Source organism: Bacillus sp. jun7 (assembly GCF_051034795.1).
Taxonomy (GTDB): Bacteria; Bacillota; Bacilli; order Bacillales; family Bacillaceae; genus Bacillus; species Bacillus velezensis.
Genome location: NZ_CP093219.1, coordinates 775,099 through 798,222, shown reverse-complemented (window position 1 = coordinate 798,222; position 23,124 = coordinate 775,099). Strand labels below are relative to the sequence as shown.

22 protein-coding genes and 1 riboswitch are annotated in these 23,124 nt (G+C 48.7%); all 22 genes read left to right on the top strand.

Translation table 11 applies throughout. From position 1 onward, the window contains the following. The first annotated feature begins 3 nt into the window (after window positions 1-3). The 22 genes from MJQ52_RS03390 (at window position 4) to sat (ending at window position 23,111) form a co-directional block, all read left to right on the top strand. Entirely contained in the window at window positions 4-696 is a 693-nt protein-coding gene (locus MJQ52_RS03390; protein WP_094246955.1) for a YggS family pyridoxal phosphate-dependent enzyme, read from the top strand. Continuing rightward, the gene (gene sepF, locus MJQ52_RS03385; RefSeq protein ID WP_007409719.1) at window positions 693-1,151 is read left to right on the top strand and encodes a cell division protein SepF; all 459 of its coding nucleotides are present in this window, start codon (window positions 693-695) and stop codon (window positions 1,149-1,151) included. The genes MJQ52_RS03390 and sepF overlap by 4 nt, the downstream gene beginning before the upstream one ends. A gap of 6 nt (window positions 1,152-1,157) precedes the next feature. Further along, window positions 1,158-1,436, top strand: a complete 279-nt coding sequence (locus MJQ52_RS03380) for a YggT family protein (protein ID WP_003154408.1) — start codon at window positions 1,158-1,160, stop codon at window positions 1,434-1,436. Window positions 1,437-1,497: 61 nt separating this feature from the next. Then, window positions 1,498-2,268: an RNA-binding protein gene (locus MJQ52_RS03375; RefSeq protein WP_094246954.1), complete on the top strand. Its 771-nt coding sequence runs from the start codon at window positions 1,498-1,500 to the stop codon at window positions 2,266-2,268. 94 nt (window positions 2,269-2,362) lie between these two features. Continuing rightward, entirely contained in the window at window positions 2,363-2,857 is a 495-nt protein-coding gene (gene divIVA / locus MJQ52_RS03370) for a septum site-determining protein DivIVA (RefSeq protein WP_003154406.1), read from the top strand. Between the two features lie 341 nt (window positions 2,858-3,198). Then, window positions 3,199-5,964: an isoleucine--tRNA ligase gene (ileS, locus tag MJQ52_RS03365; protein WP_094246953.1), complete on the top strand. Its 2,766-nt coding sequence runs from the start codon at window positions 3,199-3,201 to the stop codon at window positions 5,962-5,964. Between the two features lie 149 nt (window positions 5,965-6,113). Continuing rightward, window positions 6,114-6,485, top strand: coding sequence for a TraR/DksA family transcriptional regulator (locus MJQ52_RS03360; RefSeq protein ID WP_003154399.1), 372 nt, complete (start codon window positions 6,114-6,116; stop codon window positions 6,483-6,485). Between the two features lie 101 nt (window positions 6,486-6,586). Further along, on the top strand, window positions 6,587-7,048 hold the full coding sequence (gene lspA / locus MJQ52_RS03355) for a signal peptidase II (RefSeq protein ID WP_003154398.1): 462 nt from the start codon (window positions 6,587-6,589) through the stop codon (window positions 7,046-7,048). A 1-nt stretch (window position 7,049) separates the two neighbouring features. Further along, complete coding sequence (locus MJQ52_RS03350; RefSeq protein WP_013352191.1) at window positions 7,050-7,964, top strand: RluA family pseudouridine synthase; 915 nt, start codon at window positions 7,050-7,052, stop codon at window positions 7,962-7,964. 188 nt (window positions 7,965-8,152) lie between these two features. Next, on the top strand, window positions 8,153-8,698 hold the full coding sequence (pyrR, locus tag MJQ52_RS03345) for a bifunctional pyrimidine operon transcriptional regulator/uracil phosphoribosyltransferase (protein ID WP_003154392.1): 546 nt from the start codon (window positions 8,153-8,155) through the stop codon (window positions 8,696-8,698). A gap of 155 nt (window positions 8,699-8,853) precedes the next feature. Continuing rightward, entirely contained in the window at window positions 8,854-10,164 is a 1,311-nt protein-coding gene (gene pyrP / locus MJQ52_RS03340; RefSeq protein ID WP_013352192.1) for a uracil permease PyrP, read from the top strand. 143 nt (window positions 10,165-10,307) lie between these two features. Further along, a complete protein-coding gene (locus MJQ52_RS03335) occupies window positions 10,308-11,222 on the top strand; it encodes an aspartate carbamoyltransferase catalytic subunit (RefSeq protein ID WP_014471818.1) in 915 nt (304 codons plus the stop codon). Continuing rightward, the gene (locus MJQ52_RS03330) at window positions 11,206-12,492 is read left to right on the top strand and encodes a dihydroorotase (protein WP_013352194.1); all 1,287 of its coding nucleotides are present in this window, start codon (window positions 11,206-11,208) and stop codon (window positions 12,490-12,492) included. Before MJQ52_RS03335 ends, MJQ52_RS03330 begins: the two co-directional genes overlap by 17 nt. Continuing rightward, complete coding sequence (locus MJQ52_RS03325) at window positions 12,489-13,583, top strand: carbamoyl phosphate synthase small subunit (protein ID WP_013352195.1); 1,095 nt, start codon at window positions 12,489-12,491, stop codon at window positions 13,581-13,583. The genes MJQ52_RS03330 and MJQ52_RS03325 overlap by 4 nt, the downstream gene beginning before the upstream one ends. Further along, complete coding sequence (gene carB / locus MJQ52_RS03320; RefSeq protein WP_013352196.1) at window positions 13,568-16,783, top strand: carbamoyl-phosphate synthase (glutamine-hydrolyzing) large subunit; 3,216 nt, start codon at window positions 13,568-13,570, stop codon at window positions 16,781-16,783. The genes MJQ52_RS03325 and carB overlap by 16 nt, the downstream gene beginning before the upstream one ends. Then, complete coding sequence (locus tag MJQ52_RS03315) at window positions 16,780-17,550, top strand: dihydroorotate dehydrogenase electron transfer subunit (protein WP_013352197.1); 771 nt, start codon at window positions 16,780-16,782, stop codon at window positions 17,548-17,550. Before carB ends, MJQ52_RS03315 begins: the two co-directional genes overlap by 4 nt. Further along, the gene (locus tag MJQ52_RS03310) at window positions 17,550-18,485 is read left to right on the top strand and encodes a dihydroorotate dehydrogenase (protein ID WP_013352198.1); all 936 of its coding nucleotides are present in this window, start codon (window positions 17,550-17,552) and stop codon (window positions 18,483-18,485) included. The genes MJQ52_RS03315 and MJQ52_RS03310 overlap by 1 nt, the downstream gene beginning before the upstream one ends. Continuing rightward, complete coding sequence (gene pyrF, locus MJQ52_RS03305; protein WP_013352199.1) at window positions 18,454-19,173, top strand: orotidine-5'-phosphate decarboxylase; 720 nt, start codon at window positions 18,454-18,456, stop codon at window positions 19,171-19,173. Before MJQ52_RS03310 ends, pyrF begins: the two co-directional genes overlap by 32 nt. Next, window positions 19,170-19,802, top strand: a complete 633-nt coding sequence (pyrE, locus tag MJQ52_RS03300; protein ID WP_013352200.1) for an orotate phosphoribosyltransferase — start codon at window positions 19,170-19,172, stop codon at window positions 19,800-19,802. Before pyrF ends, pyrE begins: the two co-directional genes overlap by 4 nt. 102 nt (window positions 19,803-19,904) lie before the next feature. Beyond that, window positions 19,905-20,009, top strand: a riboswitch (SAM riboswitch). A gap of 126 nt (window positions 20,010-20,135) precedes the next feature. Further along, window positions 20,136-20,837, top strand: coding sequence for a phosphoadenylyl-sulfate reductase (locus MJQ52_RS03295; RefSeq protein ID WP_013352201.1), 702 nt, complete (start codon window positions 20,136-20,138; stop codon window positions 20,835-20,837). A 12-nt stretch (window positions 20,838-20,849) separates the two neighbouring features. Continuing rightward, entirely contained in the window at window positions 20,850-21,914 is a 1,065-nt protein-coding gene (locus MJQ52_RS03290) for an inorganic phosphate transporter (protein WP_013352202.1), read from the top strand. A gap of 48 nt (window positions 21,915-21,962) precedes the next feature. Continuing rightward, the gene (gene sat / locus MJQ52_RS03285; protein ID WP_094246952.1) at window positions 21,963-23,111 is read left to right on the top strand and encodes a sulfate adenylyltransferase; all 1,149 of its coding nucleotides are present in this window, start codon (window positions 21,963-21,965) and stop codon (window positions 23,109-23,111) included. Window positions 23,112-23,124: the final 13 nt, after the last annotated feature.

The following is a 23,124-nucleotide window of genomic DNA, read 5'->3' as shown; positions in this document are numbered from 1 at the left end:
ATCTTGCGTGTTGCTGATCAATTACGACATATAAACGAAAGAATAAACGAAGCATGTAACAGATCGGGCCGAAGCCCCGAAGATGTTACCGTCATCGCGGTTACAAAATACGTATCAGCTGAAAGGGCTCAAGAGGCCGTTGATGCCGGTATTACAAGTCTGGGAGAAAACCGGGATGCCGAGCTTATCCATAAGCAGGAAGTCATCAAAGGAAGCCCGGAGTGGCACTTTATCGGCAGTCTTCAGTCCAGAAAGGTGAAGGCCGTCATTGACCGTGTATCTTATATTCATTCCTTAGACAGACTGTCATTGGCAAAAGAGATTGAAAAACGGGCGCAGCATGCGGTTCGCTGTTTTGTGCAGGTGAATACTTCGCTTGAGCCGTCTAAGCACGGTTTGAAAGCAGAGGAGGTCATCCCCTTTATCAGAGAGCTTTCTGAGTTTAGAAACATTTCTGTAGAGGGCCTGATGACGATGGCTCCCCTGACAGACGATACAGAAACGATCAGAGCCTGCTTCCGGCAATTGCGTGATCTGAGGGATCAGGTGCAAAAACTGAATCAGACAAACGCACCGTGCCGGGAACTGTCAATGGGCATGTCAAATGATTATGAAATCGCTGTTGAAGAGGGCGCCACTTTTATCAGAATCGGCTCTTCATTAGTCGGAAATGAACCGGGGGGTGTAAACAAATGAGCATGAAAAATAAACTGAAAAACTTTTTCTCAATGGATGAGGAGGAGTATGAGTACGAATACATTGAAACAGAGCAGGATCATCCGGAAGAGCATGAACAGCAGAAAGATAAACAGCCTGCTTACGCTCAGAAGCCACAGGGCAAGCAGAACGTAGTAAGCTTGCAAAGTGTTCAGAAATCCTCTAAAGTGGTGTTGAGTGAACCGCGTGTATATGCGGAAGCGCAGGAAATCGCCGATCATTTAAAGAACAGGCGGGCGGTTGTCGTCAATCTGCAGCGCATCCAGCATGATCAGGCGAAAAGAATCGTCGACTTTTTAAGCGGTACCGTCTACGCCATCGGCGGCGACATTCAGAGAATCGGTTCAGATATTTTTCTGTGCACGCCTGATAATGTCGACGTTTCCGGCACGATTTCGGAGCTTATAAATGAAGACGAACATCAGAGGTGGTAAAGCAGGATGATTCTTTATCAAATTTTTTCCGTTCTGAGTTATTTAATTTACATCTACTCGTTTGCCCTGATCATCTATATCTTTATGTCATGGGTGCCGAGTACGAGAGAAACGGCGGTCGGACGGTTTCTCGCAGCGATTTGCGAACCGTATTTAGAGCCGTTCAGAAGGATCATTCCGCCCATTGCCATGCTGGATATATCCCCGATTGTAGCGATTATCGTGCTTCGGTTTGCCACGACGGGGCTTTGGGGCCTATACCGCATGATCGCAATGTATACTTGAATGCGACAGTTTGATACGGGCTTGGCACCAGCCAAGCCTCTTTACATAGAAAGGAAAGAACATGAGCGATATTTACCAGCACTTCAGACAAGACGAGCGGCCTTTTATTGATCAGGTGCTTGAATGGAAACAGATTGTCCTGGACCAGTATCGGATGAAGCTGACTGATTTCTTAGATCCCAGGGAACAGGTGATTGTAAAAGCCGTTATCGGCGACGCCTGCGGTCTTGCGTTTTTCGGAGGATATGACAGAGCTGAGCGCAAACGCGCGATTTTATACCCTGAATATATGGAACCTGAACAGGATGATTTTGAGCTTCGGGCTTTTGACGTTCAATACGCTGAAAAATTCGTCAGCATTGACCACCGCTCTCTTCTCGGATCATTAATGGGGATCGGCTTAAAGCGGCAGAAATACGGCGATCTGATTTTCTCAGAGGCAGCCGTGCAGCTCATCGTCTCCGCTGAAATCGCCGATTTTGTCAGCACTCAGCTGACCAAGGCGGGCAAAGCGCCGGTAAAGCTTGAGAGAATCGAGCTTTCCGCTCTTCACATTCCCGCTTCAGATGTCGAAATAAGGGATGACACGGTTTCTTCATTGCGTCTCGACGCCGTCTGCGCCTCAATGAGCAGGCAATCCCGGCAGAAAGCGCAGGCGCTTGTGAAAAACGGGCTCGTTAAGGTGAATTGGAAAGCTATTGAAGATCCGTCTTATCAGGTTGCTGAAGGGGACATGCTCTCGATTCGCGGCTTCGGACGATGCAGTTTGGCAAAAGTTGACGGAAAAACGAAAAAAGACAAATGGAAAGTTACATTTGAACGGCAAAAATGAGTCGTTTTTTCAGTTTTTTTCTCCATCTGTGCCGTATTTGTTTTATAATGTGAACTAGATAACCGTACTGAAATGTAAAAATGGAGGTGGCAATATGCCATTAACGCCGAATGATATCCATAACAAAACGTTTACAAAAGGTTTTCGCGGATATGATGAAGATGAAGTAAATGAATTTTTAATGCAGGTCAGAAAAGATTACGAAATCGCACTCCGTAAAAAAACGGAGCTTGAGGCGAAAGTGAACGAGCTGGACGAAAAAATCGGCCACTTTGCCAATATCGAAGAAACGCTGAATAAATCAATTCTCGTAGCCCAGGAAGCCGCAGAAGACGTAAAGCGCAACTCGCAGAAAGAAGCGAAGCTGATCGTCCGTGAAGCAGAAAAAAATGCCGATCGCATCATCAATGAGTCGCTTTCCAAATCAAGAAAAATCGCAATGGAAATCGAAGAGCTGAAAAAACAGTCTAAAGTCTTCAGAACACGTTTCCAAATGCTGATTGAAGCGCAGCTCGACCTGCTGAAGAACGATGATTGGGATCATCTGCTGGAATACGAAGTCGACGCGGTATTTGAGGAAAAAGAATAATTTTCTGATTTTCTTGACATTCTTCGGCCCGTTCGAATATAATACGTTCATAAATTCAGATGAAAAGACGATTGAAAGGGACCGGCATGACTCAAAACAGGCTATAAAGCGAACCGGGGAAGGTGAAAGCCCGGGATGGCCGGAATCATGCAGATCAGCCCTTTAGTTTCCTTTCTGAACCGAGAGTAGGAAAGGACGTTCCATCACGTTACGATGTTCGAGAGGAAAAGACGGATGATCCGTTTTTTCTAAAAGGGTGGTACCGCGAGATAAGCTTTCTCGTCCCTTATGGGATGAGAGGGCTTTTTTTATTTTCTGAAAAATGTTGTGGAGGAATGAAAATGGATTACAAAGATACGCTGTTAATGCCGAAAACAGATTTTCCGATGCGGGGAAATCTGCCGAATCGTGAGCCGGACATGCAAAAAGACTGGGAGGAGCAGGATATTTACCGTCTTGTTCAAGAACGGACGAAAGACCGCCCGAAATTCGTGCTGCATGACGGACCTCCTTATGCAAACGGAGACATCCACATGGGCCATGCCCTGAACAAAATCCTGAAAGACTTCATCGTCCGCTATAAATCAATGAGCGGCTACAACGCACCGTACGTGCCGGGCTGGGATACGCACGGACTGCCGATTGAAACGGCGCTGACGAAAAACAAAAAAGTAAACCGGAAAGAAATGTCAGTCGCTGATTTCCGCAAGCTTTGCGAAGATTATGCATGGCAGCAGATCGAAAGACAGCGCGAACAATTCAAGCGTCTCGGCGTCAGAGGCGATTGGGAAAACCCGTATGTTACGCTTCAGCCTGAATTTGAAGCGCAGCAGATCCGCGTTTTCGGCGAGATGGCGAAAAGAGGCTATATTTATAAAGGTCTGAAGCCGGTCAACTGGTCGCCTTCAAGTGAATCTGCCTTAGCAGAAGCGGAAATTGAATATCAGGACAAACGTTCCGCGTCTATTTATGTTGCGTTTAAGGTGAAAGACGGTAAAGGCGTTCTGGAAAACGGAGAAAGCTTCATCATCTGGACGACGACGCCGTGGACGATGCCTGCCAACCTTGGAATTTCCGTTCATCCTGATCTTGAATACAATGTCATCAAGGTTGGAGACAAGCGTTATGTAGTGGCGGCTGAACTGATCGAAAACGTAGCGGAGGCATGCGGCTTTGAAAATCCTGAAGTTGTCGCATCATATAAAGGCAGAGAATTAGAATACATCACTGCAGAACATCCGCTGTACGGCAGAGATTCACTCGTCATGCTCGGTGACCACGTCACAACCGATGCCGGAACAGGCTGTGTTCATACTGCCCCGGGCCACGGGGAAGATGACTTTATCGTCGGCCAAAAGTACGGCTTAGAAGTACTGTGCCCCGTTGATGAAAAAGGAAACATGACCGACGAAGCGCCGGGCTTTGAAGGAATGTTTTACGATAAAGCCAATAAACCGATCACGGAGAAGCTTGAAGAAAACGGCGCGCTCTTGAAACTCGAGTTTATTACACACTCCTATCCGCATGACTGGAGAACGAAAAAACCGACCATCTTCAGAGCGACAGCGCAATGGTTTGCGTCAATTAAAGATTTCAGATCCGATCTGCTTGATGCCATCAAACAAACGAAGTGGGTGCCGGAGTGGGGCGAACAGCGCCTTTACAACATGGTGCGCGACCGAGGTGACTGGTGTATCTCAAGGCAGCGCGTGTGGGGGGTTCCGATCCCGGTATTTTATGCAGAAAACGGTGAGCCGATCATCACTGACGAAACGATTGAATACGTGTCTGAGCTGTTCAAACAGCACGGCTCAAACGTCTGGTTTGAAAGAGAGGCAAAAGACCTCCTGCCGGAAGGATTTACACATCCGGGAAGCCCGAACGGAATCTTCACGAAAGAGCAAGACATTATGGATGTATGGTTTGATTCGGGTTCTTCCCATCAGGCCGTTCTTGAAGAACGAGATGATCTTGTCCGTCCGGCTGATTTATACCTTGAAGGCTCTGACCAATACCGCGGCTGGTTTAACTCATCTCTTTCCACTGCTGTTGCAGTCACCGGCAAAGCGCCGTATAAAGGCGTATTAAGCCACGGATTTACACTTGATGCAAACGGCCGTAAAATGAGTAAATCACTCGGCAATACGATTGACCCGACAAAAATCGCAAAACAGCTTGGAGCTGAAATTCTGCGTTTATGGGTATCTTCCGTAAACTATCAGGCCGATCACCCGGTTTCTGAAGATATTCTGAAGCAGGTCGCGGAAGTATACCGGAAAGTCCGCAACACGTTCCGCTTCCTTCACGGCAACCTGTTCGATTTCGATCCAAGCGTCAATGCCGTGGATGTAAAAGATCTCCGCGAAGTGGATCAATATATGCTGATCAAGCTGAATAAGCTGATCGATAAGGTGAAAAAAGCGTACGATGAATACGAATTTGCGGTTGTTTATCACAGCATTCACAATTTCTGTACGATCGAGCTCAGCTCATTCTATCTTGATTTTGCAAAAGATGTTGTGTACATCGAGCATGCGGATCATCCGGACCGCCGCAGCATGCAGACCGTCTTTTATGAAACGCTGCTGGCGTTAGTGAAACTGACGGCGCCGATTCTCCCGCACACGGCGGATGAAATGTGGTCTCACTTATCATTTGTTGAAGAAGCGAGCGTGCAGCTGACAGATATGCCGGAAACCATTGCTGTTCCGGACAGTCAAGCGACAGAAGAAAAATTCGACCGCTTCATGGAGCTTCGAAACGACGTGCTGAAAGCTTTGGAAACAGCCCGTAACGAAAAAATTATCGGAAGATCATTGGAAGCGAGCCTGACTTTGTATCCGAACAAAGAAAACCGCGACCTCTTGTCATCCATTAAAGAAAACATCGCGCAGCTGTTTATCGTCTCAGAACTGACAGTAAAAGACGAAAGTGAAGCGCCGGAAAACGCGCAAAGCTTCACAACAGGAAAAATGACCGTAGAAAAAGCGGAAGGCCAGATGTGTGAGCGTTCCCGCGTAATTTCTAAAGATGTCGGAGCCAATCCGAAATATCCGACATTATCACTGCGCAATGCGGAAATCGTTGAAAAATATTATCAAAAATAATAAATGAGAAAGCGCCCGGTGTCAGCCGGGCGCTTTTTTACATGCCAGCAATGTCATCGATTAGAACGGCAGGAAAATTCTTATGGGCTTCAAATGGCGCTCTGAGGGCAACAATAAAGCTATAACATCAAGAGCAGGAGTTGTGATGAATGAATGATCAACTGACCGCAATCCACACGGAGCTTCTCATGATGAAAGAAGAACTTCAATCAAGATTATTCGAATATTCTTGCTTTCAAATGTCAGCATCTGTTGAACCTTCAATGAACGACCAAGAAGCAACTCTGATCTATCATATAAAAGAAGAACTTCAGGATGTTCTTCTTGCCCTGTCTAAGTTTGAAAACAATACGTACGGTTATTGTGAAAAAACAGGCGCCCCCATTCCGATTGAAAAACTTGCGGTGCTGCCGACGGCCAGAACCGCTGATGATTTTTATTATCCCGCTCAATTTGAAAAGAAAACCCTTCCATATTGGGAACCCGGAGATTATGCATATGATCAGGCGCTGTATGAGTGACAGCGTCTGTTTGTATACGCTTATGATCTGCCTTTACTCTGGCATCTTTTACTGATAAAATTCATAAAGGATAAAAGTAACTGTATACTGGAGGAACGTGTGTGCTTTATTATCTTATCGCTCTTTTTATTATTATTGCCGACCAATTGACCAAATGGCTTGTCGTCAGCCATATGGAATTGGGACAAAGCATACCTGTCATCGACCAGGTGCTTTATATCACATCTCATCGCAACACGGGAGCGGCGTGGGGGATTTTAGCCGGCCAAATGTGGTTTTTCTACGTCATTACCATCGCCGTGATTATCGGAATCGTTTATTACATACAGCGTTATGCAAAAGGGCAGATGTTACTCGGAATTTCTCTCGGCTTAATGCTGGGAGGTGCGGCCGGAAACTTTATTGACCGGGCGGCGCGCCAGGAAGTGGTGGATTTTATTCATGTCATCATCGTGGATTATCACTATCCGATTTTTAATATCGCGGACTCCTCACTGTGCGTCGGTGTAATACTTTTATTTATTCATATGCTGTTTGACAGCGGGAAAAAGAAGGAGCAATAACATGAATCAATTTGAGATAACCGTTCAGCCTGAACAAAAGAGCGAACGGATTGATAAATTTTTGGCTTCAACGGGAGAAAACTGGTCACGCACTCAAGTGCAGCAATGGGTAAAAGAGGGACTGGTATCCGTTAACGGCAAATCCGTAAAAGCGAATTATAAAATGCAGCCCGGCGATCAGGTAAACGTCACCATTCCTGAACCGGAAGAATTGGACGTGCTTGCAGAGCCGATGGATTTGGACATTTACTATGAAGACCAGGATGTCTTGGTTGTGAACAAACCGCGGGGCATGGTCGTACACCCGGCGCCCGGCCATGTGACAGGGACGCTCGTAAACGGACTGATGGCTCACTGCAATGATCTTTCAGGCATTAACGGCGTCATGCGCCCGGGAATCGTCCACCGGATTGATAAGGATACTTCCGGCCTGTTAATGGTCGCCAAAAACGATATGGCGCATGAGTCACTCGTTAACCAGCTCGTCAATAAAACCGTGACCAGAAAGTACACAGCGGTTGTTCACGGAGTGATTTCACACGATGACGGAACGATTGACGCTCCGATCGGAAGGGATAAAAAAGACCGTCAAAGCATGACCGTAACAAGAGAAGGCAGCAAAAACGCCGTCACGCATTTCCACGTGCTTGAGCGTTTTCAAGATTTCACGCTCGTAGAGTGCCGTCTTGAGACTGGGAGAACGCATCAGATCCGCGTCCATATGAAATATATCGGATTTCCTTTGGCGGGCGATCCGAAGTACGGGCCGAGAAAAACGGTTGATTTCAACGGCCAGGCGCTGCATGCCGGAATATTAGGCTTTGATCATCCGCGGACGGGCGAATACATGGAGTTTGAAGCGCCCCTTCCTGAAGATATGAAAAAACTCATTGAACTTTTGAGAAATAGTCATTGACAGCGAGTTTCTTTTCTGAAATAATAAAAACAAGCTGAATAGATTCTTTAACACAGTCCAGAGAGGCTGAGAAGGATAACGGATAGGACAGAAGAGATACGTGTGTGTCTTCGTCCTGGAAAGGAACCCCTCTATGCTCTGGCAGGAGGGGTTTTTTCTTCTTATATACGAATGGAGAGGTGTCACGAGTGAATCAAAAAGCTGTTATTCTCGACGAACAGGCCATCAGACGGGCGCTGACAAGGATAGCCCATGAAATGATTGAACGGAATAAAGGAATGAATGACTGCATTCTTGTAGGGATTAAAACAAGAGGCATTTATTTAGCAAAGCGGCTGGCCGAACGGATTGAGCAGATTGAAGGGAATCCGGTCACCGTGGGAGAAATCGATATTACCCTTTACCGTGACGATCTGACGAAAAAAACGAGCAATGAAGAACCGCTTGTAAAAGGTGCGGACATTCCGGCCGATATTACAGATCAAAAGGTCATTGTGGTTGATGATGTGCTTTATACCGGCCGGACGGTGAGAGCGGCGATGGATGCACTCGTTGATGTCGGGCGGCCGTCATCGATACAGCTTGCCGTGCTTGTCGACAGAGGGCACCGGGAGCTGCCGATCAGAGCGGACTATATCGGGAAAAACATTCCGACCTCAAAAGCTGAAAAAGTGATGGTTCAGCTGAGCGAAGTTGATCAGACTGATATGGTCGCCATTTACGAAAATGAATAATCACCCTTTTTAAATGCATTCCAGAGAGTTTGCGAAGAGGATTTTAAAACACAAAGCCGGGCGGATCGACGCGGCCGGGTTTTGTATGCCTCTTTGCAATAAAAGCAAAGAGGTTTTTTTATACCATTTGAAAGTCAACCGGGAGGAAACACGCCATGAGTAAGAAAAAAGTAAACCTGGGAGTCAGGGACGTCCCCAATCCATTGTCTTGGCTGTCATTCAGCCTGCAGCATTTATTCGCCATGTTCGGCTCAACCATTCTCGTGCCGAAACTGGTCGGGATGAGCCCGGCAGTCGCGCTTGTCACAAGCGGAATCGGAACACTCGCTTACCTCTTGGTGACAAAAGGCCGGATTCCCGCTTATCTCGGCTCATCATTCGCTTTTATCTCACCGATTATCTTGGTGAAAGCGACGGGGGGACCGGGGGCTGCCATGGTCGGCGCTTTCCTGGCGGGAATTGTGTACGGGCTGATCGCGCTCCTTATCAGGCAGCTTGGAACGGGGTGGCTGATGAAGCTGCTGCCGCCGGTGGTCGTAGGGCCGGTCATCATCGTCATCGGACTCGGACTGGCAAGCACAGCCGTCAATATGGCAATGTATGCCGATCCGAATGCGAAAGAACTCGTCTACAGTCTGAGGCATTTCAGTGTAGCCGGTGTCACCTTGGCAATCACCATTATCTGCGCCATCTTTTTACGGGGATTTTTAAGCCTGATCCCGGTATTGATCGGCATTATAGGCGGCTATCTGTTTGCGCTGACACAGGGAATCGTCAATTTCCAGCCGGTCATTGATGCAAAATGGTTCGCCGTTCCTGAATTTATCATACCTTTCAAAGACTATACGCCGTCAGTGACATTGGGCATTGCGGCTGCGATGGTGCCGGTCGCTTTCGTGACGATGTCAGAGCATATCGGCCATCAAATGGTGCTGAGTAAAGTTGTCGGACAGGATTTCATTAAAAAGCCGGGGCTGCACCGCTCCATAATGGGGGACAGTGTTGCGACGATCATCGCTTCGTTAATCGGCGGCCCGCCGACGACAACGTACGGCGAAAACATCGGTGTACTGGCAATTACAAGGGTTTTCAGCGTCTTTGTCATCGGCGGCGCGGGTGTGATTGCGCTGTGCTTCGGATTTATCGGCAAAGTTTCAGCGCTGATCAGCTCTGTTCCGTCCGCAGTTATGGGCGGCGTTTCCTTCCTGCTCTTCGGAATCATCGCCTCCAGCGGCTTGAGAATGCTGATTGACAACAACATTGATTATGAAAACAAGAGAAATTTAATTATCACATCCGTCATCCTCGTGATCGGCGTCGGCGGTGCTTTCATTCAAGTATCAAAAGGCGGGTTTCAAATATCCGGCATGGCGCTTGCGGCAATCGTGGGAGTCATCCTGAACCTTATCCTGCCGCACACAAATGATGAAGACGCGGACGCAGCAGAACAACAAAATCATATGTAAACCTTTTAAAGAAAGTCCAGAGAGGCTTGGAAGGGTTATAACGGGAAGAAGCTGTACGCTGCTTCTCTCTTTAACCGCACCCCGAGTCTGTAGGCCGGGGTGTTTTTTTACGGCCTTCAATCGGAAACGGAGGAGAAAAAAACATGAATCATTTAACGGCGATGTCTGAACTGAGCACGGCTGAAATTACAGAATTGCTGCGTGAGGCAAAAGCGATAAAAGAGGGAACAGAGTGCCCCGATCTCTCGGGAAAATTCGTTGCGAATCTGTTTTTTGAACCAAGCACGAGAACGCGGTTCAGCTTTGAAGTGGCGGAAAAAAAGCTCGGTATGAACGTGCTCAATTTAGACGGCACGAGTACAAGCGTTCAAAAAGGCGAGTCTTTATACGACACGATCAAAACACTGGAAGCAATCGGAGCGGACGCCTGCGTCATCAGGCACAGCACGGATGAATATTACAAGGATCTGACTGGCAAAGTAAATATTCCGATCTTAAATGCGGGCGACGGCTGCGGCCAGCATCCGACCCAATCATTGCTCGATCTAATGACGATTCAAGAGGAATTTGAGAATTTTCAGGGTCTGACCGTTTCCATTCATGGCGATATCAAACACAGCAGGGTGGCAAGGTCAAATGCCGAGGTGCTGACAAGGCTCGGCGCACGCGTGCTGTTTTCTGGTCCGCCGCAATGGCAGGATGAGAACAACTCCTTCGGCACCTGTGTTCAGACGGATGAAGCCATACAAGCTTCAGATGTCGTCATGCTGCTCCGCATTCAAAATGAAAGACATCAGACAGAAGCGGACCAAAAAGGCTACCTGGAAGCATACGGGCTGACCGCAAAGCGTGCGGAAAGCATGAAGCGGCATGCCATCATCATGCATCCCGCACCGGTAAACAGAGGGGTCGAAATTGACACAATATTAGTGGAATCTGGAAAATCACGAATATTTAAACAAATGGAAAATGGTGTGTATATCAGAATGGCAGTCTTAAAAAGAGCACTGCAAACCAATGCGAAAAGGGGAGAAGCGGCTTATGTCTTATCTCATTAAAAACGGCTGGATGTTAAATGAACAGGGAGAAAAAGTGGCGCAGGATATCCGGGTAACAGGAGAAATCATTGCGGAAACCGGCATACTGACGGCAAAAGACGGGGAAACCGTGATCGACGCTTCCGGTCTGTTCGTCTCACCGGGGCTCGTAGACCTTCATGTACACTTCAGAGAACCGGGCGGTGAGAAAAAAGAAACGATTGAAACGGGCTCTAAAGCTGCGGCGCGGGGCGGTTTTACCACTGTCGCCGCCATGCCGAATACAAGGCCCGTGCCGGATACGAAGGAGCAGATGGAATGGCTGCAAAACCGGATCAAAGAAACCTCATCTGTCCGGGTTCTTCCTTACGCTTCGATCACGATCAGACAAACCGGCGAACAAATGACAGATTTTGAGGTGCTTCATGAAGCCGGCGCATTTGCTTTCACCGATGACGGCGTCGGCGTTCAGACTGCCGGAATGATGTATGAAGCAATGAAACGGGCGGCTTCAATGAATAAAGCGATTGTCGCTCATTGTGAGGATAACTCACTGATTTACGGCGGAAGCGTACATGAAGGTGCTTTTTCAAAAGCGAACGGCCTGAATGGCATACCTTCCATTTGTGAAGCGGTACATATCGCTCGTGACGTGCTGCTGGCGGAAGCGGCGGGCTGCCATTACCATGTGTGTCATATCAGCACGAAAGAATCCGTCAGAGCCGTAAGAGACGCAAAAAAAGCGGGAATTCGCGTGACAGCCGAAGTGTCGCCGCACCATCTGCTGCTTTGTGACGAAGATATCCCAGGGCTTGATACCAATTTTAAAATGAATCCGCCGCTTCGCAGCAAAGAGGACAGAGCGGCACTGATTGAAGGGCTATTGGAAGGCACGATTGATTTCATCGCCACTGACCATGCGCCGCATACCGAAGAAGAGAAAAACACGGACATGAAGCTTGCGCCTTTCGGTATCGTCGGTTTAGAAACAGCCTTCCCGCTTCTGTACACACACTTTGTGAAAAGCGGATCGTGGACGCTGAAGCAGCTGGTTGACTTCATGACGAAAAAACCTTGCGAGGCGTTCGGTCTTCCGTACGGAACGCTTGCACCGGGCGCGCCGGCTGACATTACCCTGATCGACCTGGAAAAAGAAGCGGCAATTGACAAAGATACATTTTTATCTAAAGGAAAAAATACGCCATTCAACAAGATGAAGTGCTTCGGCTGGCCTGTCGCAACGATGGCTGGCGGGAAGCTTGCATACGAAGAAGGGAGACTCGTCAAATGAAAAGAAGACTAGTGCTGGAAAATGGAGCGGTATTTGAGGGGGAAGCATTCGGGAGCCTTGAGCATACCGCCGGTGAAGTCGTATTCAATACGGGAATGACCGGTTATCAGGAAATTTTATCAGACCCTTCCTACTGCGGGCAGATCGTGACGCTGACGTATCCTCTGATCGGCAACTACGGGATTAACAGAGATGACTTTGAATCCATTACTCCTTTTGTAAAAGGGCTGATCGTAAAAGAATTGTGCGAGCTGCCATCCAACTGGAGATCGGCTTACACGCTTGATGAGTATTTGAAGATGAAAAATATCCCCGGCTTACAAGGGATTGACACGAGAAAGCTTACAAGAATGATCCGCACGGCAGGTGCATTAAAAGGAACGTTTGCATCATGTGAGGAGAATGTCGAAGCGGTTCTTGCACTTCTGAAAGAAACGGAACTTCCGAGAAATCAAGTCGCTCAAGTATCAGCGAAAACGGCATATCCGAGTCCGGGCCGCGGAAAACGCATCGTACTCGTTGATTTCGGCATGAAGCATGGCATCTTAAGAGAATTAAACAAACGAAAATGTGATGTCATCGTTGTGCCGTACAATGTAACGGCGGAAGAAGTGCTCCAGCTGAAGCCTGACGGCATTATGCTTTCTAACGGACCCGGAGATCCGAAAGATGTGCCGGAAGCCATTGAGATGATAAAAGGCATACTCGGGAAGGTGCCGTTATTCGGAATCTGCCTCGGCCACCAATTATTTGCACTGGCATCAGGAGCGGATACGGAAAAAATGAAATTCGGACACAGGGGCTCCAACCATCCGGTTAAAGAGCTTGCGACCGGGAAAGTCGCTTTAACCGCCCAAAACCACGGATATACAGTCTCTTCTATAGACGAAACAGAGCTTGAAGTGACACATATTGCGATCAATGATCAAACGATCGAAGGACTCAAACATAAAACATTGCCGGCATTTACCGTTCAGTACCACCCTGAAGCTTCACCGGGGCCGGAAGATGCCAATCATTTATTTGACAGATTCATCGACTTGATCGAAACAACTGAGAAAGAAGGGGAAGCGGCATGCCAAAACGCGTAGACATTAAAAAGATATTAGTGATCGGATCAGGCCCGATTATTATCGGACAGGCGGCGGAATTTGATTATGCGGGCACACAAGCGTGTCTGGCTTTAAAAGAAGAAGGTTATGAAGTCATTCTCGTCAATTCAAATCCGGCAACGATTATGACGGATACGGAAATGGCCGACCGGGTATATATCGAACCGCTGACGCCGGAATTTCTCACGCGTATTATCAGAAAAGAACGGCCGGACGCCATCCTGCCGACTTTGGGAGGACAGACAGGGCTGAATCTTGCGGTCGAGCTGTCTGATCTCGGAGTTCTTGCAGAATGCGGAGTGGAAGTGCTCGGCACAAAGCTGTCAGCCATCCAGCAGGCGGAAGATCGCGACTTGTTCCGTACGCTGATGAATGAGCTGAATGAACCGGTGCCCGAAAGTGAGATTATCCGCACTTTGCAGGAAGCCGAGGAATTTGTCAGCCGGATCGGGTTTCCGGTTATCGTCCGCCCCGCTTACACATTAGGCGGAACGGGCGGCGGCATCTGCTCAAATGAAGCGGAATTGAAGGAGATCGTCGAAAACGGATTAAAACTAAGCCCCGTTCATCAATGCCTTTTGGAAAAAAGCATCGCCGGTTACAAAGAGATCGAATATGAAGTCATGAGAGACAGCAGAGATCATGCGATCGTCGTCTGTAACATGGAAAATATCGATCCGGTCGGCATCCATACGGGCGACAGCATCGTCGTTGCTCCGAGTCAGACGTTGAGCGACAGGGAATATCAGCTTTTGCGCAATGTTTCATTAAAGCTGATCCGCGCACTCGGCATAGAAGGCGGCTGTAATGTTCAGCTCGCGCTGGATCCCGACAGCTTCCAATACTACATTATCGAAGTGAATCCGCGGGTGAGCCGCTCATCTGCCCTCGCTTCAAAAGCAACGGGTTACCCGATCGCAAAACTTGCGGCGAAAATCGCAGTCGGGCTTTCTCTTGATGAAATGATGAACCCCGTAACGGGAAAAACATATGCGGCTTTTGAGCCCGCGCTTGACTATGTCGTTTCTAAGATCCCGCGCTGGCCGTTTGATAAATTTGAATCGGCAAACCGCAGACTCGGAACACAAATGAAAGCGACCGGAGAGGTCATGGCCATCGGACGCACCCTTGAAGAATCACTGTTAAAGGCAGTCCGCTCACTGGAAGCCGATGTCTATCATCTCGAACTGAAGGATGCGGAAGAGATTTCTGACGGGCTTTTGGAAAAACGGATCAGAAAGGCCGGAGACGAACGGCTGTTTTACCTCGCTGAAGCTTTCAGAAGAGGCTACACGGTAGAGCAGCTTCATGAGTTTTCCGCAATTGACGTTTTCTTTTTGCACAAGCTCTATAAGCTGGTCGCCTTTGAAACAAAGCTGAAAGCGGAAAAAGGCAGCCTCGCCGTCCTTCAGACAGCGAAGGAACTCGGCTTTTCCGACAAATATATCAGCCGGGAATGGAACATGCCGGAACAAGAGCTGTATCAAATGCGAAAAGAAGCAGCCATCAAGCCTGTATATAAAATGGTGGACACATGCGCGGCGGAATTCGAATCAGAAACTCCGTACTTCTACAGCACATATGAGGAAGAAAATGAGTCTGAGGTTACACCAAGAAAAAGTGTCGTCGTCCTAGGCTCAGGTCCGATCCGCATCGGACAGGGCGTCGAATTTGACTATGCGACCGTTCATTCTGTCTGGGCGATCAAGCAGGCAGGCTATGAAGCGATTATTATCAACAACAACCCTGAGACGGTGTCCACTGATTTCAGCATATCAGACAAGCTGTATTTTGAACCGCTGACGGTTGAAGATGTCATGCACATCATCGATTTGGAACAGCCGGAAGGAGTTGTCGTCCAATTCGGCGGCCAGACGGCGATCAACCTTGCGGAAGAATTAAGCGCCCGCGGCGTCAAAATCCTCGGCACATCACTTGAGGATTTAGACCGTGCGGAAGACAGGGATAAGTTTGAGCAGGCGCTTGAGGCGCTGAATGTGCCGCAGCCGCTCGGAAAAACCGCTGTATCGGTGAGCGAAGCGGTCAAAATTGCCGCATCCATCGGCTATCCGGTTCTTGTCCGCCCTTCATACGTGCTCGGCGGCCGGGCGATGGAAATCGTCTATCATGAAGAAGAGCTGCTTCACTATATGAAAAACGCGGTCAAAATCAACCCGCAGCATCCGGTGTTAATCGACCGTTATCTGACGGGAAAAGAAATCGAAGTCGATGCCGTATCTGACGGCGAAACAGTCGTCATCCCGGGAATTATGGAGCATATCGAGCGGGCCGGCGTCCATTCAGGAGATTCAATTGCCGTCTATCCGCCTCAGTCTTTAAGCGAAGACATTAAGAAAAAAATCGAACAATACACTGTAGCTTTGGCAAAAGGACTCAACATCATCGGCTTGCTGAACATCCAGTTCGTACTGTCGCAAGGTGAAGTGTACGTGCTCGAAGTAAATCCGCGGTCAAGCAGAACCGTGCCGTTCTTAAGCAAAATCACAAAGATTCCGATGGCGAATCTGGCGACAAAGGTCATTCTCGGCCAAAAGCTTGCTGATTTCGGCTACAAAGAAGGGCTGCAGCCTGAACAGCAGGGGGTATTCGTGAAAGCGCCTGTCTTCTCATTCGCGAAGCTGAGAAGAGTGGATATTACATTAGGGCCTGAAATGAAATCGACGGGAGAGGTCATGGGCAAAGATTCAACCCTGGAAAAAGCGCTCTACAAAGCGCTGATTGCCTCTGGCATTCAAATCCCGAATTACGGCTCAGTGCTATTGACCGTTGCCGATAAAGATAAAGAAGAAGGACTTATGATCGCGAAGCGGTTCCACGCAATCGGCTATAACATCTTGGCGACGGAAGGAACGGCGGCTTATTTGAAAGACGCCCGGATTCCGGCTCAGGTCGTCGGGAAAATCGGCGAAGAAGGAAAAAATCTCATCGACGTCATCAGAAACGGTGAAGCGCAATTTGTCATCAATACGCTGACAAAAGGCAAACAGCCGGCCAGAGACGGCTTCAGAATCCGCCGCGAATCCGTTGAGAACGGAGTCGCCTGCCTGACATCTTTAGATACGGCCGAAGCCATTTTGCGGGTATTGGAAAGCATGACTTTCTGTGCGGATCATATGCCTGCATCTGAAACCAATCAAAAGGCGGCTGTCACGATATGAAAAAAGCGCATTTGACTGTTCAATCCAATTCGGAAATTGCCGACCAGATCTATAAGATGGTGCTGAAAGGAGAACTTGTCCGGCACTTTACCGAGCCGGGACAATTTCTTCATTTAAAGGTGAGTGACGCGGTCACGCCGCTTTTAAGAAGGCCGCTCAGCATTGCGGACGTCGATTTCGCCGTGAATGAAGTATCCGTTATCTACAGAACTGACGGTGAGGGAACGCGTCTTTTGTCCGAGAAAAAAGAGGGCAGCATGATTGACGTTCTCGGCCCTCTCGGCAACGGATTCCCCGTCCGGCGGATTGAACCCGGCAAAACCGCGCTGTTAGTCGGAGGCGGAGTCGGGGTTCCGCCTTTGCAGGAACTGTCAAAGCGCCTGACGGAAAAAGGCGTAAACGTCATTCACGTGCTTGGGTTTCAATCAGCAAAGGATGTTTTTTATGAACAGGAATGTCTCGCGTACGGAGACACCTATGTGGCAACGGCTGACGGGACATATGGAGAAAAAGGATTTGTCACTGACATCATCCGCGAAAAGCAGCTCGAATTCGATGTCCTGCTCAGCTGCGGTCCGACACCGATGCTGAAAGCACTGAAGCAGCAGTACGGCCATAAAGAGGTTTATCTCTCGATGGAGGAGCGGATGGGCTGCGGCATAGGGGCCTGCTTCGCCTGCGTGTGCCGTACGGGCGAAAGCGATACATCATATGTGAAAGTCTGCCTTGACGGGCCGGTATTTAAAGCTGAGGAGGTGGCGCTGTAATGTTAGAGGTGAATTTGCCGGGTCTCCGATTGAAAAACCCGATCATCCCCGCTTCCGGATGTTTCGGTTTCGGAAAGGAATATGCCGGATTTTATGATTTATCATGCCTCGGAGGCATCATGATTAAAGCCACTACGAACGAAGCGCGTTTCGGAAATCCGACACCGAGAGTGGCGGAGACAAGCGCGGGAATGCTGAATGCCATCGGCCTGCAAAATCCCGGACTTGAGCATGTACTCAAACATGAGCTGCCTTGGCTTGAACAGTTTGACACGCCGATTATCGCAAACGTCGCCGGTTCTCAGGTGGAAGACTATAAAGAAGTGGCCGAGCACATCAGCAAAGCGCCGAATGTGCATGCGCTTGAACTTAACATTTCGTGTCCGAATGTCAAAACGGGCGGGATTGCTTTTGGCACTGATCCCGCCATGGCGGCCGATCTGACAAAAGCGGTGAAAGAAGTTTCCGCAGTGCCTGTATATGTGAAGCTTTCGCCTAATGTCGCCAACATAACCGAAATTGCCAAGGCGATTGAAGCAGCCGGTGCTGACGGCCTGACGATGATTAATACACTCGTCGGGATGAGGCTCGATCTTAAGACAGGACGGCCGATTTTAGCAAATAAAACGGGCGGACTGTCAGGCCCGGCAATCAAACCGGTCGCCATCCGGATGGTATACGAAGTCAGCCAGGCCGTTCAAATTCCGATTATCGGGATGGGCGGCGTCCAGACCGCGGAGGATGCACTGGAATTTCTTCTTGCCGGGGCGAGTGCTGTTGCAGTCGGCACGGCAAACTTCGTCAATCCGTTTGTCTGCCCGGAAATCATAGAACAGCTCCCTCGTGTGCTGCGCCAATACGGCTTTCAATCTGTAAGTGAATGCATCGGAAGGAGCTGGAAGCATGAAAAACAACCTGCCCATCATCGCGCTTGATTTTGCATCAGGGGAAGAGACTTTAGCGTTTTTAGATTTGTTTGAAAAGGAAAGGCTGTTTGTCAAAACGGGGATGGAACTTTTTTATCAGGAAGGCCCGGCCATCATTCACCAATTAAAAGAACGGAATTGTGACATATTTTTAGATTTGAAGCTTCACGATATTCCGACTACAGTCAATAAAGCGATGAAACGGCTTGCCGGCCTCGGCGTTGATCTCGTCAATGTCCATGCAGCGGGAGGCGCACGGATGATGCGCGCGGCTCTAGAAGGGCTTGAAGAGGGCACGCCGAGAGGCAAAAAACGCCCGTCTTTAATTGCAGTCACCCAGCTGACCAGCACTTCAGAGCAGATGGCGAAGGAAGAGCTTCTGCTGCAAAAGCCGCTTTTAGAAACGGTTGTTCATTACGGAAAAATGGCGGAAGAGTGCGGGCTGGACGGAGTGGTATGTTCGGTTCATGAAACAAAAGCCATTTATGAAGCGGTCCGGCCGTCATTTCTGACAGTCACGCCCGGCATCCGCACCGCTAGTGACGCATCTGACGATCAAGTCCGGACGGCGACTCCGTCATTTGCGAAAGAAAACGGCTCGTCAGCCATTGTCGTGGGCCGCTCAATTACAAAAGCGGAAAATCCCGTTAAAGCATATGAAGCAATTAAACTGGAATGGGAGGGTGTTCGCCGATGAAACAAGCTATCGCAAAACATCTATTACACATTGAAGCTGTCTTTTTACGTCCGAATGAGCCATTTACTTGGGCGAGCGGCATTTTATCACCGATCTATTGTGACAACCGTCTGACATTGTCGTATCCGGAAGTGAGAAATGACGTGGCGGACGGGCTCAGCAAACTGCTGAAAGAGCATTTCCCCGAAGCGGAGATGATCGCCGGAACTGCAACGGCAGGCATTCCGCACGCTGCGCTTCTCGCAGACCGTACTGGCGCGCCGATGTGCTACGTCAGAAGCAAGCCGAAAGCGCACGGCAAAGGAAATCAAATAGAAGGCGCCGTTAAAAAAGGGCAAAAAACAGTCGTGATTGAAGACTTGATTTCTACCGGAGGCAGCGTGCTCGAAGCTGCGGCGGCCCTTCAAAAAGAGGGTGCGGAAGTCCTCGGCGTCATCTCCATTTTTACATACGGACTGCCGAAAGCAAGAGAAGCCTTTAAAAAAGCGGGTCTGCCGTATTACTCATTAACGGATTATGACACGCTGATTGAAGTGGCGCTAGAAAACGGAACGATTCATTCAGATGACGTTGAGAAACTGAAATCATGGAAACAGAATCCCGAGTCAAAAGATTGGTTTAAAAAATAATAATAATAAAAACAGGCCTCAGGGCCTGTTTTTATTATTCCTATCAAAAAACTCGGGTTGACTTCTGTTAGAATTGTGCTAAAATTTAGTACAAATCTAAAAAGCTTATCAAGAGCGGCTGAGGGACTGGACCGATGACGCCCGGCAACCTGCATGTATTGCAAGGTGCCGCATCCAGAAAAATGCACAGCATTTTGAAGATAAGGGCTATATCGGGTCACTGTCTTTCATTCCGCTGGATTGAAAGTTTTTTTATGAAAAAAAGATTGAGGGATAAGACAACCGGCAGAAAACAACAGCTGTTTGATTGTCTCCGGGAGGAGGAAAGAAAAAATGCTAACGTATGACACATGGGAAGAACCGGCGATTACATTTCCGGAAGACGATTCCTATAAAGGCGCGCTATCCGTTTTAAAATGGGCGTACGGCCACTACGGAGACCAGCTTGTTTACGCGTGCAGCTTCGGGATTGAGGGCATCGTCCTGATCGATTTGATTTCTAAAGTGAAAAAAGACGCGGAAATCGTGTTTCTCGATACGGGCCTTCACTTTAAAGAAACCTATGAAACGATCGAAAAAGTGAAAGAACGTTATCCGGGACTTAACATCATCCTGAAACAGCCCGGCCTTACGCTTGAGGAACAGGCCGAGGCTCACGGGGATAAACTATGGGAAAGAGAACCGAACCAGTGCTGCTTCATCAGAAAAATTCTGCCGTTAAGAGAAGCGCTCGCCGGGCGTCCGGCATGGCTGTCAGGCCTTCGCCGCGATCAAGGGCCGAGCCGGGCGAATACGAATTTCCTGAATAAAGACGACAAGTTTCAATCAATTAAAGTCTGCCCGCTGATCCATTGGACATGGAAAGACATCTGGAGATATACATCCAAGCATGAGCTGGATTACAATATCCTTCATGATCAGGGCTATCCGAGCATCGGCTGTGAACCGTGCACTTCACCTGCGTTTACCGCAGAAGATTTGCGCAGCGGCAGATGGAACGGCATGGCGAAAACAGAATGCGGACTGCATGAATAAAGGAGCTGCAAGATGGAATTAGCCGCTATTTTATTCAGCCTGTTTTTTGCCATGAATATCGGAGCCAGCGGAGCCGCAGCTTCAATGGGAGTCGCTTACGGGTCAGGCGCCGTTAAAAAGAAAACGTATGCGCTGATCATCTGCGCAGCCGGCGTCCTGTCAGGGGCGGTTATCGGCGGCGGAGAAGTCGTTAAGACGATCAGCGGCGGAATCATTCCCGAACAGACAATTACGCTCACCATCGTCTGCATTATTATCGGGGCGGCGGCGCTATCGTTATTCACGGCGAATGTGCTCGGCATTCCGCTGTCGACGAGTGAGGTCACTGTCGGAGCGATTGTCGGTGTCGGCGTCGCATACAAAGTGTTGTTTTTACAGCATCTTCTGGTGATCGTGATCTTTTGGGTGCTTGTTCCGTTTGTCGCATTCTGTTTCACGTTTCTCGTATCGAAGGTATTCAGTTATCTGAATATTCGGGTCGTTTCGAATCGGAAACAGAAGATTTTGGGGATTGTGCTGCTTGTTGCGGGGTTTTGGGAAGCTTTTTCAGCCGGAATGAACAACGTCGCAAATGCGGTAGGCCCGTTGGTTGCGGCCGGCGTGCTCAGCGTGTCCAAAGGGACGCTGTACGGAGGCGTATTTGTCGCTCTCGGCGCTCTGCTATTAGGACGCAAAGTGCTTGAAACCAACGGAAAAAAGATTACGAGATTTTCAGCCGGCGAAGGCATCCTGCTTTCCGGAACCGGCGCGGGGCTTGTCATTATCAGTTCCGTCTTCGGTCTGCCTGTCCCTTTGGCGCAGGTGACATCATCATCAATTATCGGTATCGGAATGGCCAAAAACGGGCCGAACGTTTTTCATAAAGAAGTCGTAAAAACGATGCTCAAAGTATGGGTCGTTTCCCCGTTCTTGTCACTGTCGATTTCGTATCTGCTTGTCTCACTGCTGTTAAAAGGAGATTACTATTCCATCTTTATGATGGCCAGCGTGCTTTTGGCATTTGGCGGAGCCGCCAGTCTGATGAAAGCCATCCGAAAAGAGAAACGCTCTGTCCATGAACAAGGCGGGGGCATCTAACTATTAATCTGAGTTTATTTATCTGTTAACTGGGAGGAATAATGAATTATGAGTTTAGCACCGCACGGAGGCACATTAATTAATCGGGTGAATGAGCAGTATGATCTTACATCCGTTCAAAAAGAAATTGAGCTTGATTTGATTTCGTTCGCTGATTTAGAACTGATCGGAATCGGGGGCTACAGCCCGATTGAAGGATTTTTCACAGAAAAAGATTACGTGTCAGTCGTAGAAAATATGCGATTGGCATCCGGTGCCGTCTGGTCTTTGCCGATCACGCTTCCGGTCGATTCGGAAAAAGCGGCTGAGCTTGCCGTCGGAGACACCGTGAAACTGACTTACGGCGGAGAAACATACGGCGTCGTGGACATCGAAGATATTTATACGCCGGATAAACAAAAAGAAGCCGTTCACATATATAAAACCGATGATGCCGCGCATCCGGGCGTGAAAAAATTATTTTCACGCGGCGATACGTATGTCGGCGGGCCGATCACATTAATTAAAAAAGCGTCAAAGCAGTTTCCGGAGTTTACGTTTGAACCTGCTGAAACGAGACGAAGCTTCGAAGAAAAAGGCTGGAAAACCATCGTCGGTTTCCAAACGAGAAATCCGGTTCACCGCGCTCACGAATATATCCAGAAAACCGCTCTTGAGACGGTTGACGGCTTGTTTTTGAACCCGCTCGTCGGTGAAACAAAATCAGATGACATTCCGGCGGATGTCAGAATGGAAAGCTACCAGGTGCTGCTCGATCATTATTATCCGAAAGACCGCGTTTTCCTCGGCGTATTTTTGGCGGCCATGCGGTATGCGGGACCGAGAGAAGCCATTTTCCACGCGCTTGTCCGCAAAAACTACGGCTGTACGCATTTTATCGTCGGCCGCGATCACGCCGGCGTCGGTGATTACTACGGCACATATGAAGCGCAAGAGCTGTTTGATCAATTTACAGCGGAGGAGCTCGGGATTACACCGATGAAATTCGAGCACAGCTTCTTCTGCCAAAAATGCGGCAACATGGGAACGGCCAAAACATGTCCGCATGACAGAGAAGACCACGTCATTCTGTCAGGAACAAAGGTCAGAGAAATGCTGAGAAGCGGCGTCATGCCGCCGGCGGAATTCAGCCGTCCCGAAGTTGTCGAGGTGTTAATTAAAGGGATGAAAACGAAAGAAGAAGCAGGCGTTTCTTAAGGAGGAAAAAAGA